We start from the raw sequence: 14,108 nt of genomic DNA, 5'->3' as shown, positions 1-14,108 counted from the left end.
GCCCAGCAGCGGAACGAACCAGCCCGCCAGCGCGACCACCGCCAGCAGCGGCAGCCCGAGCGGCAGCGGCACCGCCCGCCACGCCCCGCGCGGCAGCGGGCGGCCGAAGGCCGAGCCGCGTCCGCGCAGCCACCACAGCCGGTACCCCCACACGATGAGGAACATCAGCGACAGCGCCAGCGAGCCCAGCAGGATCTGATTGGGCAGCCCGAACAGGATCCCGGTGTGCAGATCGATGCCCCACCGCGACAGCTTCGCCAGCACCGGGAAGTCCTCGAACCGCACCACGTCCGTCACCACCCCGCTGGACGGGTCGACGGCCACCGCGTCCTGCTTCTCCGGCCAGCTGCGCTGGATCTGCCGCACCACGTACGCCGACGAGGCGTCGGCCGGGGGCAGGATCTCCACCGGGTTCGTCAGCCCCTCCGAGCGCGCCGCCGCGAGCGCGAGGTCCAGGTCGATGCCGCCGGGCGTCGACCCGTCCACGCCGTGGTCGTGCACGTGGCCCGCCCCGTCGCCGCCCTCCGCGCCGTGGCCGGCGTGCCCGCCGTGCTCGGCGTGCTCACCGGCCACCGCCGCCCCGGCGTCCACCTCCGGCGTCAGCTGGCCCAGGGACGTGCGCAGTTCGGTGACGTTCCGCCCGGCGTAGGTGGACCAGGTCAGCCCGGTCGCCGACACGAAGATCAGGCCCACCGCGACCCAGGCGCCGACCGTGCCGTGCAGTCCCAGCGCCCGGCGCCGCCCCGTGGTGCCGCGCACCGTGCGCTGCGCGCGGCGGCGGGTGAACCACAGCACCAGCCCGCCGGCCGCGATCACCCACAGCCAGCTGGCGGCCAGTTCGCTGTACAGCCGGCCCGGCTGGCCGAGGTGCAGATCGCGGTGGAGCTTGTCGATCCAGGTACGCAGCGGCAGCGCGCCGGTGGAGCCGTACTGCTCCAGGGAGCCGCGTACCTCGGCGGTGTACGGGTCCACGAACACCGCCAGGGTGTGCTCGGGGTCGACGCCGTCCACCCCGGCGAGCAGCACCCGGGTGGTGGCGCCGGGCTCCGGGGAGGGGCGCACCGCGCTGAGTTCGCCCTCGGGGTGGGCGGCGCGGGCGGCGGCTATCTGGTCGCGCAGCGGGAGTTCCCGCTCCCCCGCCGGGACCCGCAGCTCCTGCGCGTACACGATCTTCTCCGCCTGGAAGGACGCGGCGTACAACAGCCCGGAGAACGCCGCCACCAGCAGGAACGGGGCGATGAACACCCCGGCGTAGAAGTGCAGTCGCAGCACCAGGGGGCGCAGGGCCGGCCAGCCGCGGCGGGCGGGGGCGGGCGGCGGGGACACGGCGGCGGACTCGGGTTCGGCGGCCATCCAGAACTCCTCGGTGCGGGGCGGACAGCCAACCAGTCGGGTGCCGGCGGGGCGGAGTTCCGCCGTACGCCTGTGACATGTGGCACACCCGGGACGCGCGAGGCGGGCCGCCACCCCGCGCCGTCCGCCCGGCATTGACCGCACGGCGGGGCGCGGCATACTGCTCAGCGGCTGGCGTTGACGTCAACATCTCGACGGAGAGGTGGGCACATGCGGCGCACGGCGGGCGTACTGATCGGAGTGATGGCGTTGCTGGCAGGGGTGTTCACCGGACCGGCCGGAGGAACGGAGCGGGCCGGGCCGCAGCCGCGCGCGGACTACGCGGGCTATGTGTTCGTGTACTTCACGGGCGAGGGCGCGGCGGACGGCGAGCAGGTCCGGATGGCGCTCAGCGAGGGCAACGACCCGCTGCGCTGGCGCGAGCTGAACGGCGGCCGGCCGGTGCTCACCTCCGTCCTCGGCGAGCGCGGCGTACGCGACCCGTTCCTCATCCGCGACCCGCGCGACGGCCGGTTCTTCCTCATCGCCACCGATCTGCGCATCCACGGCAACGGCGACTGGGACCGGGCGCAGCGGCACGGCAGCCTGGACATCATGGTGTGGGAGTCCACCGACCTGGTGACCTGGTCGGAGCAGCGCGCCGTGCGGGTGGCGCCCGCCGCGGCGGGCAACACCTGGGCGCCGGAGGCCTACTGGGACGAGGCGCGGGGCGAGTTCGTGGTGTTCTGGGCGTCGAAGCTGTACGCGGCGGACGACCCGGACCACACCGGGGACACCCACCACCGGATGCTGTACGCCACCACGCGGGACTTCGTGAGCTTCAGCGAGCCGCGGGTGTGGAGCGACCCGGGGTACTCGGTGATCGACTCGACGGTCGTGGCGCACGACGGCGTCTACTACCGCTTCACGAAGGACGAGCGGGACGCGAGCGGCACGCACCCGTGCGGCAAGTTCATCGTGGCCGAGCGGTCCATGGAACTGCGCGCCACATCCTGGGACTTCGTGGCCGACTGCATCGGCAGCCCGGCGCTGGCCCACGGCGAGGGGCCCACCGTCGTCAAGTCCAACACCGAGGAGAAGTGGTACCTGTTCATCGACGAGTTCGGCGGGCGCGGCTACGTGCCGTTCGAGACCACCGATCTCGCCTCCGGCGCCTGGACCCCGGTGACCGGGTACCGGCTGCCCGCCTCGCCGCGCCACGGCACCGTCCTGCCGGTGACGCGGGCGGAGTACGACCGGCTGGCCGGCCGGTAGCCCGCGCCCCGCGAGCCGGATTGGGGCCGCCGCCCGCCGGTCCGTCCTTCCGCCCCCCGGGCCGGAAGGAGGGACCGGGCGCCCCTACCGGCCGGCGTAGGCGTCGCGCAGTGCCTGGAGGTCGAGCTTCTTCATGGTGAACATGGCCCGCATGACGCGGTCCACCGCCGCCGGGTCGGGGTCGGCGACCATGTCCGACAGTTCCCGGGGCGCGATCTGCCACGACACCCCGTACCGGTCCTTGAGCCAGCCGCACTCGCGCTCCTCACCGCCCTCGGACAGCGCGGCCCACAGCCGGTCGACCTCGGCCTGGTCGGCGCAGTCCACGGAGAGCGAGACGGCGTCGTTGAACGTCTCGTGCGGGCCGCCGTTGAGGGCGATGAACTGCTGCCCGGCGATCTCGAAGGTCTGGGTCAGCATCGCCCCGGGCTCCCCCGGCCCGGCCTCGGTGTACCGGGTCTCCTCCAGGATCCGGGCGTCGCCGCCGAAGACCGAGAGGTAGAACCGCACGGCCTCCTCGCTCCGGTTCTCGAACCACAGACAGGTGGTGATCTTCTGCCGCTCCATGTACGCGTGCCCTTCCGTGCCGGTGTGGTGGTCAGCCCTTCACAGGGTTGACCACCACGGGGACCGGAACTCATCGCGACGCGCGGGACCGCTCGCGGGGATGCCGTTCTTCCACTCGTCGGGTACAGCGCGGAAGCGGGCACGAAACGGCCGGCCCCAAGGGTTGCAAGGGTTCTGCAAGAAAGCCTCACCCGGCCCGGGGCATGCCTCCTGGGCGAGAGACACGCACACGTCATTCAGGGGGTAGCGATGTCCGGTGGGGGCAGGTCGACAGCACCTGCGCTGGTTCAACGTGGTCAGTGGCTCACGGTGCCCGGCTGCAAGACCGTTCTCGTTGTGGTGCACACGCTGACGTACGCGCAGCGCCTGCGCCATGTTCTGTCACTGCTGGAATCAGATCTGCGGATCCAGGTCGTCTTCACCGTGGCGCCTCATGCGTTCGGTGACGGTGTCCTCCCGTATCTGCACGGGATGGGCATCACGGTGATCCCGTGGAAGGAGGCGGTGCGCACCCGGTTCGATCTGGCGCTGGCCGCGGGGTCCCGCGGGATGGACCGGATCAAGGCGCCGGTCGTCCGCATGTCGCACGGGGCAGGGCACATCAAGCTCATCAGGGAGGCCGAAAGGACGAACGGCGCGGAAGGCCGCACGGCTGGAATGCTCTCCCGCGAGTATCTGATGCGGGACGGGCGGGTCGTTCCCGCCGCACTCGCGCTCGCGCACAGCGCCGACCTCCGTGCGCTGGCCTCGTCGTGCCCCCAGGCGCTGCCGATCGCCTCGGTCGTCGGTGATCCGGACTACGACTTGCTCACCGCGGGCCTGTCCCGCCGCGCCGCCTACCGCCGTGCCCTGGGGCTGCGGGAGGGACAGCGCCTCGTTCTCATCACCTCGACCTGGGGGAAGTCGTCGTCCTTCGGGCGTTGGGGTGCCCTGTTGCCCCGACTGGTCAGCGAACTTCCCCGCCGTTCCTTCCGGACGGCGGTTCTCGTCCATCCCAATGTCTGGGCAGGCCACGGACGATGGCAGATGCGCGCCTGGACGATGCGGTTCAGGGAGCACGGCGTCTCGCTGATCCCTCCCGAGGCGGACTGGCGTCCTCTGCTCACCGCGTCCGACTGGATCATCGGTGACCACGGCTCTCTCACGGTGTACGGCACGCTGACCAACGCCGCGATCCTCCTGGCCAGCTATCCGGACGACGAGGTCTCGCCCGACTCACCGGCGGCGCTGCTGGCGCGCACGGTCCCGGCACTGTCGCCGGCGCATCCTCTCCGGGACCAACTGCGGTACGCGGCGGAGCAACGGGATGTGCGGGCCTACCGGAAGGTGGCGGATCTCCTCACCTCCGAGCCCGGCCGGTTCAACCGGCGCATGCGAGCCCTGGTGTACCGCCGTCTCGGCCTGGGAGAGCCGGCCGTGGTGCCGGCTTCCGAGCCTCCGGTCATGCCCTCCCGGCTGGGCCACTGGTCCGGGACGCGGAGGGATGTGGCGGTATGAACCTGTCTGCTCTTCCGCCGGACGCCATGGTGTCCGTGGCCTTGGCCCCGGGGCCCGGCGGTGCCGGGCTCGTCGCCCGCCCGGCAGCCCGGACGGCCGTCTCCGTCGGAGTCGTCGGCCGGACGGGGTTCCGGGCCGGGGCCGTGTTCTCCGGCCCGCCTCAGGCGGGTACGCCGGGGCACGGATCCCCCGCGCCGGCCCCGCCAGCAGGAGGAGCGCCGCCGTGGCTGTGGGACGTACATCTGCGGCTGGACGCGCACGTCCGGGAGACCGCCCGCTGGGCCGAGTACGCGGATGTGCTGACGACTTCCGTCGCGGTGCCCGAGGAGACCGCAGAGCGTCACCTGGCGCGGATGCTCGCCGACCACCCCGGGTGCCTGCTGGCCGCGGTTCCCCTGCGGGGCTCCGGCGGGTGCCTGATGGGGACGCCCGGACGCCTGCGGCTGACGGTGGTCCCGGAAGGTGAGGGAGGCCGCCCTTCCCACCCATGGCCCGCGGTCGCTTCCTATGTGCACGCGTGGCTGGCCACCCGCCAGTCACCGCGTGACCTGCACGAGGCTCGTCTGGTCCTGCCCGCCGCGCGGGCGACCCTGCGGATGACCAGCGGGTGAGTTTCGCGCGTCCGGAAGGCCGGCCACGGTTCACAGGTCCTCGAGCCGGCCTTCCAGGCGTTCCGCGTCCCGCGGACTCAATCGGCTGTAGAGCACGCGTGCCTCCTCGTACCACCGCCGCGCCGCGTCAGGATCGTTCTGCCGCTGCATCACCTGGCCGATCATTTCCAGGGTGCGGGCCTGCCAGTGCGGTGAGCCCGCCTCCTGGAAATTCCGGTGCGCCTGCCGGAGCAGGTCCACGCCCGCGTCCGTTTCCCCGTCGGCCGCCCGGGCCCGGCCGAGGAGCGCCAGTGCGCGTGCCGCGTCGTAGGTGTCCCCGGCGGCTGTCAGGTCGCGGTGGGCACGCCGGAGATGCCGGCTCGCGGCGGCCGGCCGGTCGCGGGCGAGGTCCAGTTCCCCCAGAGAGATCCGGGCCAGGGCAGCGCCCCGGCGGTAGCCGATCGACTCCCTGATGGCCAGCGCGGCATGAAGGCTCTCCCCGGCCCGGTCGAGGTGCCCCAGCAGCAGGTACGCATTGCCCAGGCCGATCTGTGCCTGGGCCTCCTGGCGGACGTCACCGTCCTCCCTCGCGTGCGCCAGTGCGCGCCGATACCAGGAGATGGCCTCGTCGGGCCGGTGAGCGTTGCGCCACCCGTTTCCCCCGGAGGTCAGCATGCGGCCCTGTGCTTGTCTGTCACCCGCCCGCTGGGCCGCCGCCAACCCCATCGTGTGGGCTTCCACCCACATGTCCGCGGGGCGCAGCCGCAGGAACAGCGGCCACATCGCGTCCACCAGTTGCCAGCAGGCGTCGTCCCAGTGGACGGACTCACTGTGACGGACAGCGGCCATCAGGGTGGTGCGATGGGTATCCAGCCACGTCAATGCTCCCTCCTCCTCCTGAAAGGGGACGGGGGTGGTCGGTGGATACGTGTAGTCGCGGGCCAGAGACCGGTGGCTCGGGGAGAGCAGTTCCTCGGCCTGTGTGGCCGTGAACAGACACCAATCCACGAAGCGCCGCATCGTCGTCCCGTTCCGGGCGGCGTCCCCGGCCTCGGCACGCTGCTTCGCGTGCAGTCGCACGAGGTCGTGGAACCGGTACTGCCCGGTCGAGGCGTCCTCTTCGAGCAGACTCGCCTCGACCATGGTGTTGAGCATCTGTTCCGCCTCGTCGCGGGAGACGGCACAGCAGGCCGCGACCATCTCGGTGCTGAACCGGGCCACGGGAAGAACGCCCATGCAGTCGTAGGCCCGCACCACCTCGGCGGGCAGCGCCCCGTACGACTGGTCCAGTGCCACCCGCACCGCCGCCTCGCCCTCCATCCGGAGCGTATCGAGGGGCCCCTGACCACGCGAGAGACTGGCGGCCAGGGCAGCGACCGACCGCTGTGGCCGGGCTGCCAGCTGGGCCGCGGCGAGTGACACCGCCAGCGGCAGGAAGGCACACAGGCTCACCACCTCTCTGGCCGCCTCCAGTTCTCCCGCCACGCGGCTGCCGCCTCCTCCCCGGCTCAGCAACTGCACCGACTCCGCGGAGTCGAGCACGCCGACCTGGTGCAACACCGCACCCTCCATCGTCAGTGCCGCCAGGTGCCTGCGGCTGGTGACGACGACCAGGCTGTCCGGATTGCTGGGCACCAGAGGGCGTACCTGGGCGGCGGTGAACGCGTTGTCCAGGAGCACAGCGACGGTGATGTCGGCCGTAAGCGATCGCCACAGGGCGACCTTCTCGTCGGTGCGCGCGGGCACGGCCGTCGCGCCCAACGAGCGCAGGAACTGTTCGACCACATGACTCAGCTGAGCAGGGCTGCCGGCGCCGTAGCCGCCCAGGTCGACATAGAGCTGTCCGTCCGGGAACTGATCCGCTATTCCCCTCAGCCAATGGGAGGCCAGGGTTGTCTTGCCCACACCCGCCTGGCCGCTCAGGACGACGAGCTGCGGCGTGAACCGTGGGTGGGAGTCCCGGTACGCGTTGAGCTGGGCCAGGTCTCGGGCTCTGCCCACGAAGTGGGCGGAGACGGAGGGGAGCTGGCGAGGAACCGGGTGATGCCGCGCTTCATGGTGATGCAGATGCACCCCGCCGTGGACGTGCCCTGCCTGGATGACTGATCCGGTGAGCCGTGCGTAACCGTCCACCACATTGCTCTGGGCCGGGGCCTCCTGCGCCTGGAGCGGCCCGGAGGACTCACCCCCGCCGTACTCGCGGTACCACGTCTCCAGCGTCGCTCGCAGGTCGGCCCGTTCTCCGGCACCGCGCAGGAGCAGTTCGGCACAGCGTCTGACCTCGTCGGGTCCGCCCTGCGCCCTCGCGACAACCCATGCCTCGGCCAGCCCGGGAACGGTCGCCGCGGCGGATTCAATGATCTTGCGGATTCTTTTTCCCCGCTCCGGCTCGGAATCGGAGTGCACCGTGACCATGGCCGATATAAGTGCCTGTACGCGTGCGTCGTCCGCCATGCGATTCTTCTACCCCCCACTGCTCGGCGTCCTTCGGACACGGGAACGGTACAGCGCAGCCCCGTGCGCTCTGTCGACGAGAAGAACTACCCACCTTCCCATGGCTTGATCTCTTGATCGACGCATGGTCGCCTTTCGGCCTCAGCCAAAACACCCCGTAGGTCGAATAGTTGAGCATATGCCATGCTCAGCACAACAATAAGTTCATACGGACGGGAGGATACGGGTGAGCTTCCGGATACGCGTACTGGGGAATATCGAGATCTGCTCGGGCGACCGGAAAAGTTCCCCGGGCTCCCCCAAAGAAGCCCTCACACTCGCCGCCCTGGCCTGGGACTCGGGCCGGTCGGTCAGCATGGAAACCATGATCCAGCGCGTCTGGGACGATCCTCCGTCCAAGCCACGGACCAGCTTGCACACGTACATTTCACGTATCCGGCGCGCCATGACGAAAACGGCTGGGGAGCACGCACCTCAGCTGTACGTCAGGACACACGCGTACCGGCTCGATGCCATCCCGGAAGCGATCGACGTCCACAGATATCTCAGCCTGACCAAACAAGCAGAAGACCTCTCCGGCCGGGGTGGTTTCCCCGATGCACTGGCGACTCTGGACGAGGCCGAACGGCTGTGGCGCGGTGACCCACTCGCCGGGCTCCCCGGCACCTGGGCGGCCGGCATCCGCGAGGTTCTGACGGAGAAGCTGGTGGCGGCGACCACGCTGCGCGCTCATGTGCTGCTCCACATGGGACGGTTCGCGGAGACGGTGTCGGCCGTGTCCCCGTGGGCCGAACGGCGCCCGGACGACGAGATCCTCGCGCAGCACCTGCTGCTGGCGCTCTACGGGTGCGGACGTCTCCCGGAAGCACACCGTGTCCTGCAGCGGATCCGGCACCATCTGATCCGGGAGCTGGGCACGGAGATCGGCGAGCCCTTGCGGCGGATCCGGCAAGGCATGGTCGACCGGGTACCGGTGGCGGAACTGTTGATGCTCGGGGCCGCGGAGAACACGGTCACCGCCGCCCCCGCACCCGCGTCGGCACCGGACAACCTGCCCCGTGACGTCGCGCTGGTGGGCCGCTCCGGGCCGTTGCGCCGGCTCCTGCGCGGCCTCGGGCAGGACCATGAGGATCCGCCCTCGGCCATCGCCCTCGAGGCCATCGACGGCATGGCCGGCGTGGGCAAGACAGCTCTCGCCGTCCATGCCGCGCATCGGCTGCGGGAACGGTTCCCCGACGGACGCCTCCTCATCGATCTGCGCGCCCACTCCGCCACCGAGACACCCATGCATCCGGACACGGCCCTCACCGAACTCCTCCGCCTCATGGGCGTCCCGGCTCATCGGATTCCCCAGGACCACGAGCAGTTGGTCGCAGTCTGGCGCACCACCATGAGCGGCCGCCGCGCACTGATCATCCTGGACAACGCGGTCGGCCCGGAGCAGGTGCACCCTCTGCTGCCCGGCGCGTCCCCGACCCTGGTCATCATCACCAGCCGCCGTCGTCTGACGAGCATTCCCGGTGTTCACCCGATCTCCCTGGACGCCCTCCCGCCGGCCGAGGCCGTCGACCTCTTCCAGCAGCGGCTCGGCACCCGGCGCTTCGTCAACAAGAGGATGGCCGAGGAGATCGTCGCCCTGTGCGGGTACCTTCCACTCGCCATAGAGATCGCGGCGAGCCGCCTGCTCTCCCGCCCGGCGTGGAGCGCCCGTGATCTCGCGGTCCGCCTGATGAACGACAGCAACCGGCTCCAGGAAATCCGCAGCGGCTCCAGCGAGGTGAGACGGGTGTTCGATGTCTCCTATCGGGCGCTCTCTCCGCTGCTCCGGATGACCTTCCGGCGCCTGGGCCTCCACATCGGTGCGGAGTTCGGGCCGCACGCGGTAGCCGCCCTCACCGGCACAACACTGGACGAAACGGAACGCGCCCTGGAGGAACTGCTGGACGTTCATCTGCTCCAGGAGACGTCCTCGCACCGGTTCCGGCTCCATGACCTCCTGCGGGACTACGCGCGTGCTCTCTCGGCGGAGGAACCGGAGGCCGAGGCGGCCGAGGAGATCGTGCAACGACTGGTGGAGTTCTACCTGTACACCGCTGACCTCGCCGACCGTGGCGCCTACCCCTACCGTGCACGCATCGACCTCGGCCTGTCGTTGAGCCCTTCCCTGCTGCATCTGGCCCAGACGTGGCTCGGAGACTCGGGACACGGTCAATGGTTCGTCACCGAGGCACCCAACCTGCTCGCCATTCTGGAGTACGTGGAGAACCGGGGGGACAGCCGGACAGCGGCGCTTCTGTCCCATGTCCTGACGGGATTCCTGGACACCGAGGGCTATCTGGCGCTGGCGCAGCCCCATCTGCGACGGGCCGTCGCGCATTGGCGGGGAGGCGCCGATCCAGGGGCCACATCGCGTGCGCTGCTCGACCTCAGCATCGTGAGCACCCGGAGGGGGGATTACACCGAGGCAAGCGCCGCGGCGGAAGAGGCTCTCCGAACGGCCGAGCGCCAATCGGAATCGGATGTGCAGAGCGAAGCGCTTCATCAGCTCGCCCTGGCCGCTCACTACACGGGCAACGACCGGAAATCCCTCGCCCTGATGCGCCGCGCCATGGTTCTGCGCTCCGGGACTCCACACAGCTTCCAGCAGGCAAGAATTCTCAATACGATGGGCATTTTTCTCCTCAATCTCGACGAATACCAGGACGCCCTCGCCGTGTTCATCGACGCGCTCTCCAAGTTCCGGGAAGCACAGGACCGAAGAGGGCAGTACCGGACTCTCAACAACATCGCTGCGCTCCAGGAGAAGCTGGGGCATTTTCACAAGGCCCAGAGAACGTACGAAGAGGCGGCAGAAATGGCCCTCACCATCGGAAGCCGCGGTGAATATGCCACGCTCCAGATGAATCTCGCCGGGGTTCTGCAGAAAATCGGGGCGATCGATCGTGCGATCACCCTGTATCACGAGGCACTGTCCGTCCACCGGGACGCCGGCGACAGGAGACGAGAAAGCATCTCACTGAACGGACTGGGGTACTGCCTGCAGCTGTCCGGCCGGGCCGAGGAGTCCTTGGCCTATCACACATCGGCCCTCGACCTGGCACGCGAGATCGACGCCGCGAACGAAGAGGTACGAGCACTGCGAGGACTCGGAGAGGCGGAGTGCCGCACCGACAACTATGTGGACGCGGCACAGCATTTGGATGCGAGCCTCAATCTGGCGAGGCGCATTCAGTCTCCCTCGGAGGAAGCCGAAACACTGGCTTCCCTCAGTTTCCTGCAGCAGAAGCTCGGCCTGTCCGAGGAGGCTGTCGCTCTGCGCGGAGAGGCGGAGGCCATCGCCGCCCGACTCAAAGTCCCCCTCTCCCCGCCGGTACTCCGCCCGGGGCGACAAGACATCTGAAGTTGTTGTATCGATTCGACCGCCGACGCTGGCCACGTCGTCACGGTTGGCGGACCAACTCCCCCGTTGATAACGCGAGTTGGATCTTCCAGGCACGGTGTGCTTGACTCCGGGATAGGGGCACTCAACGAGATTGACAGGTGCCCGAACGATTACATCTGCCCTTTTTCTGGAGAACAGCGCACTGTGGCCATATCCGCCTGGATCCTTGCTTCAGCACCCGACATTCCGCTCTGGGCCGACATCATGTCGCGACTCATTACCGAGCAACTGGCCACGGCTGAAGCGCCGATTCTGACAGCGGGGGACTGCATCCCCTATGTCTTTCCCGGAACCAGCGGATTCCCTGGTCTTCCGGCGGTAGCGCAGGCGTGAACACCATGTGTGCGCGGAACGGCTCCCGGTGGTGTCTCACAGCAGAAGGACGAGCGCCGACCAGGCCGCGATGAGGACGGCGATCACCGGGCCGAGGGCGAAGCCCTGTTCCCGTGCGGAGGCGTCGCGGGGCGGGCGCAGGGTGGGGTACTCGTGCAGGGCGCGGATCTCGTTCCGTGCGCGTTCGGCGCCGGAGGTGCCGTGCAGGCGGTGTTCGAGGGCGCGGAAGCCGGTGATGGGGAGGTTGACGGCGGGCCGGCCCTTCGCCGAGAAGCGCAGCGCGTCGCCGTCGGCGCGGACGGCGGTCAGGTCGTCCCAGGCGATGCGGTGCACCCGCCAGGGGCCGGTGACCCACAGGCCGTGGGCGTCGGCGGTGACGCGCCAGCTCAGCGCGCACACCGTCATGTTCACGGCGCTGGGCAGGCCGAGCAGCAGGAACCAGTTGAGGCCGGCGCCGTCGTGCAGCAGGAGCCAGAGGCAGCCCGCGTTGAAGAGGAGCAGGAAGACGCCCACCGCGCGGGAGACGCCGCCGGCCGACCAGCGCCGTGGTTCCTGGACGGGGGTGAGGGTGGCGGCCGTCTCGGCGGGGGCGGGGGCGCGGTGGGTGGCCCGGCCGGGTGCGCCGCTGCGGCGCCGGGTGGTCCCGGTGCGGCGGGGGCGGGGTACGGCGGGGCCGCGTTCGGGGCGGACGCCGGTGAGCGCGCGTTCGACGGTGAGGGTGCGGGTGCCGGCCATCACGACGGCGAGTCCGGAGCCGGCGCCCGGTGCCCCGTACAGGACGGCGTCGCGCAGCACCCAGGTGTCGTCCCCGCCGCGCAGCGCCTCGCGCATCTCCTCGGCCATGGCCTCCGGGTCGGCGTCCTCGGGGGCCGCTTCCGGCCAGCCGTAGAAGCTGAGCAGCGGCCGGGACGCGGTGCGGTCGTCGAAGGCGAAGACGTAGGTGCGGCTGTCGTCGCGGCCCTCGGCGGCCAGGACCCGCAGCACCGGCTGGGGCCCGGTCAGCAGGGCGGCGGTACGGCGGCGGGTGGCGGCGCGGTGCAGCAGCGCGGCGGCGCCGGGCAGGGCGGTGAGCAGGATGACGAGCTGCCAGCCGAACGGGTCGTAGGGCTCGGCGACGGTGCGGGCCCAGTCGCCGTCCACCAGCACACCGATCGTGGCGCCCTCGGCGTAGTCCTCGGGGTAGGCCACGGACACGGTGCGGCTCTCCCCGCCGGGCAGTGTGACGGTGAGGGAGTCCTCGCCCCGGGCGGTGACCTGCGCCGGGTACGCGGTGGCGCGGGCGGCGCGGGCCTCGTCCCGGTCGATCCCGGCCAGCGCCTGCCACAGGGCGGCGCCGGCCACCAGGAGGAGGAAGGCGGCGACGGCGAGGGCGATCCGGCCGCCGGGCGAGGTGTGCGGGTCCAGCGGGGCCCGGTGCCGTACGCCACCGGCCGCCTCGGTGGCCAGGGCGGCCTGCCGGCGGCTCACCTCGCGCCGGTGCTGGAGCCCGGCGGCGGCGAACAGCCCGGCCAGGACCACCGCGAGCCGGGCGGTGGCGTCCGCGTCGCCGAGGGCCCCGGGCTCCAGCAGGACCAGGGCGAGCACCGGGGCGAGCAGCAGCAGCGCGGCGCCCGGGTACAGGAAGAGGAGGTGGAGCAGCAGCAGTCCGGCGCCGAACAGGGCGAAGCCCCACCATTCGGGCCCGCAGGGCGCGGCGTCGGTGCACACCGTCCCGGGCACGGTGGCGGTGGCGTGGATCGCCGTGGCCAGCAGGGCGAGGACCGCCCACAGGGGCCGCGCCCAGCGGGCGGTTTCGACGGCGCGCCACCGTTCGCCGTCCTCCAGGCGCCAGGGGCGCGCCCCTTCGGGTATGTCCTGCGCCGACAGCGGTATGGGACCGTCTCCATTCACCGGAGCATTATCCGCCCCGGCGGGGGGCCGGTCCGTCCGGCACGGGTGAGGCGGTGCGCCCGGTTTCTTGACAGTTCTGTCGGATTGTCACAAGATCCAATCCGTGAATCCGTCAGTCAGCAGGACAGCCGGCGCCCCCTCGCGCGCGGACGCGTGGCCCGCGCGGCGCACGCTCCTCCCCCGGGTGCCCGGGCGGCCCGCGATCCGGCCCTCCGCGAGGTGATCGGGGCGATCCGGGACGCCCGGCGGTCCGCGCCGCAGGACGCGCCCTTCGGCCGCGGGTGTCCGGCGTGAGCGACGGGCAGGAGGTGGAGGTCGGGCTGCGCACCGGCCGGGCCGCGCCGGTCGCCGACGCCGGGGACGAGGGGTACAGCAAGACGCTGGCGCCCCGGCACATCACCATGATCGCGATCGGCGGGGCCATCGGCACCGGCCTCTTCCTCGGCGCCGGCGGGCGGCTCGCCGACGCCGGGCCCTCCCTGGCGGTCGCCTACGCGGTGTGCGGACTGTTCGCCTTCCTGGTGGTGCGGGCGCTGGGCGAACTCGTGCTGTACCGGCCGTCCTCGGGTGCCTTCGTGTCCTACGCCCGGGAATTCCTCGGCGAGAAGGGCGCCTACGTCGCCGGCTGGATGTACTTCCTGAACTGGTCCACCACCGGCATCGTGGACATCACGGCGGTCGCCCTGTACACGCACTACTGGGGCTTGTTCACCGACATCCCGCAGTGG

At 70.9% G+C, this 14,108-nt stretch carries 8 protein-coding genes and 1 pseudogene; 5 read left to right on the top strand and 4 right to left on the bottom strand.

The genetic code is table 11. The features are described from left to right. Positions 1-1,353: PepSY-associated TM helix domain-containing protein (locus ACFV5N_RS15220; RefSeq protein ID WP_385599106.1), on the bottom strand; the 1,353-nt coding region annotated here is incomplete at its 3' end. A gap of 210 nt (positions 1,354-1,563) precedes the next feature. On the opposite strand from ACFV5N_RS15220, the pseudogene ACFV5N_RS15215 reads away from it, so the two are divergent. Continuing rightward, positions 1,564-2,595, top strand: a pseudogene (locus ACFV5N_RS15215) (glycoside hydrolase family 43 protein); the annotation flags it as partial. Positions 2,596-2,691: 96 nt separating this feature from the next. Here ACFV5N_RS15215 and ACFV5N_RS15210 read toward each other — a convergent pair. Then, complete coding sequence (locus tag ACFV5N_RS15210; protein WP_385599104.1) at positions 2,692-3,174, bottom strand: VOC family protein; 483 nt, start codon at positions 3,172-3,174, stop codon at positions 2,692-2,694. A gap of 336 nt (positions 3,175-3,510) precedes the next feature. Between ACFV5N_RS15210 and ACFV5N_RS15205 the strand changes: the two genes are divergently transcribed. Next, positions 3,511-4,671 carry a hypothetical protein gene (locus ACFV5N_RS15205; RefSeq protein ID WP_385599101.1) on the top strand — a complete coding sequence of 387 codons (1,161 nt, stop codon included), beginning with the start codon at positions 3,511-3,513 and terminating at the stop codon, positions 4,669-4,671. Continuing rightward, positions 4,668-5,282, top strand: coding sequence for a hypothetical protein (locus ACFV5N_RS15200; protein WP_385599099.1), 615 nt, complete (start codon positions 4,668-4,670; stop codon positions 5,280-5,282). The genes ACFV5N_RS15205 and ACFV5N_RS15200 overlap by 4 nt, the downstream gene beginning before the upstream one ends. Positions 5,283-5,312: 30 nt before the next feature. Here the strand turns inward: ACFV5N_RS15200 and ACFV5N_RS15195 are convergent, their stop codons facing one another. Continuing rightward, a complete protein-coding gene (locus tag ACFV5N_RS15195; RefSeq protein ID WP_385599097.1) occupies positions 5,313-7,715 on the bottom strand; it encodes a tetratricopeptide repeat protein in 2,403 nt (800 codons plus the stop codon). Positions 7,716-7,941: 226 nt separating this feature from the next. Here ACFV5N_RS15195 and ACFV5N_RS15190 point away from each other — a divergent pair, with 226 nt between their 5' ends. Then, positions 7,942-11,115 carry a tetratricopeptide repeat protein gene (locus ACFV5N_RS15190; RefSeq protein ID WP_385599094.1) on the top strand — a complete coding sequence of 1,058 codons (3,174 nt, stop codon included), beginning with the start codon at positions 7,942-7,944 and terminating at the stop codon, positions 11,113-11,115. Between the two features lie 411 nt (positions 11,116-11,526). Here the strand turns inward: ACFV5N_RS15190 and ACFV5N_RS15185 are convergent, their stop codons facing one another. Further along, the gene (locus tag ACFV5N_RS15185; protein ID WP_385599092.1) at positions 11,527-13,380 is read right to left on the bottom strand and encodes a hypothetical protein; all 1,854 of its coding nucleotides are present in this window, start codon (positions 13,378-13,380) and stop codon (positions 11,527-11,529) included. A 290-nt stretch (positions 13,381-13,670) separates the two neighbouring features. Between ACFV5N_RS15185 and ACFV5N_RS15180 the strand changes: the two genes are divergently transcribed. After that, the coding region (locus ACFV5N_RS15180; RefSeq protein ID WP_385599089.1) for an amino acid permease at positions 13,671-14,108 on the top strand (438 nt) is incomplete at its 3' end.

It is taken from the genome of Streptomyces sp. NPDC059853 (genome assembly GCF_042731495.1).
GTDB lineage: Bacteria > Actinomycetota > Actinomycetes > Streptomycetales > Streptomycetaceae > Streptomyces.
The sequence above is the reverse complement of the archived record's forward strand: the minus strand, read 5'-3'. Positions and strand labels throughout refer to the sequence as shown.

What these genes read in the sequence shown, in the direction of transcription:
- ACFV5N_RS15210 (WP_385599104.1), bottom strand. Translation starts at nt 3,174, where the DNA reads ATGGAGCGGCAGAAGATCACCACCTGTCTGTGGTTCGAGAACCGGAGC.
- ACFV5N_RS15200 (WP_385599099.1), top strand. Translation starts at nt 4,668, where the DNA reads ATGAACCTGTCTGCTCTTCCGCCGGACGCCATGGTGTCCGTGGCCTTG.
- ACFV5N_RS15195 (WP_385599097.1), bottom strand. Translation starts at nt 7,715, where the DNA reads ATGGCGGACGACGCACGCGTACAGGCACTTATATCGGCCATGGTCACG.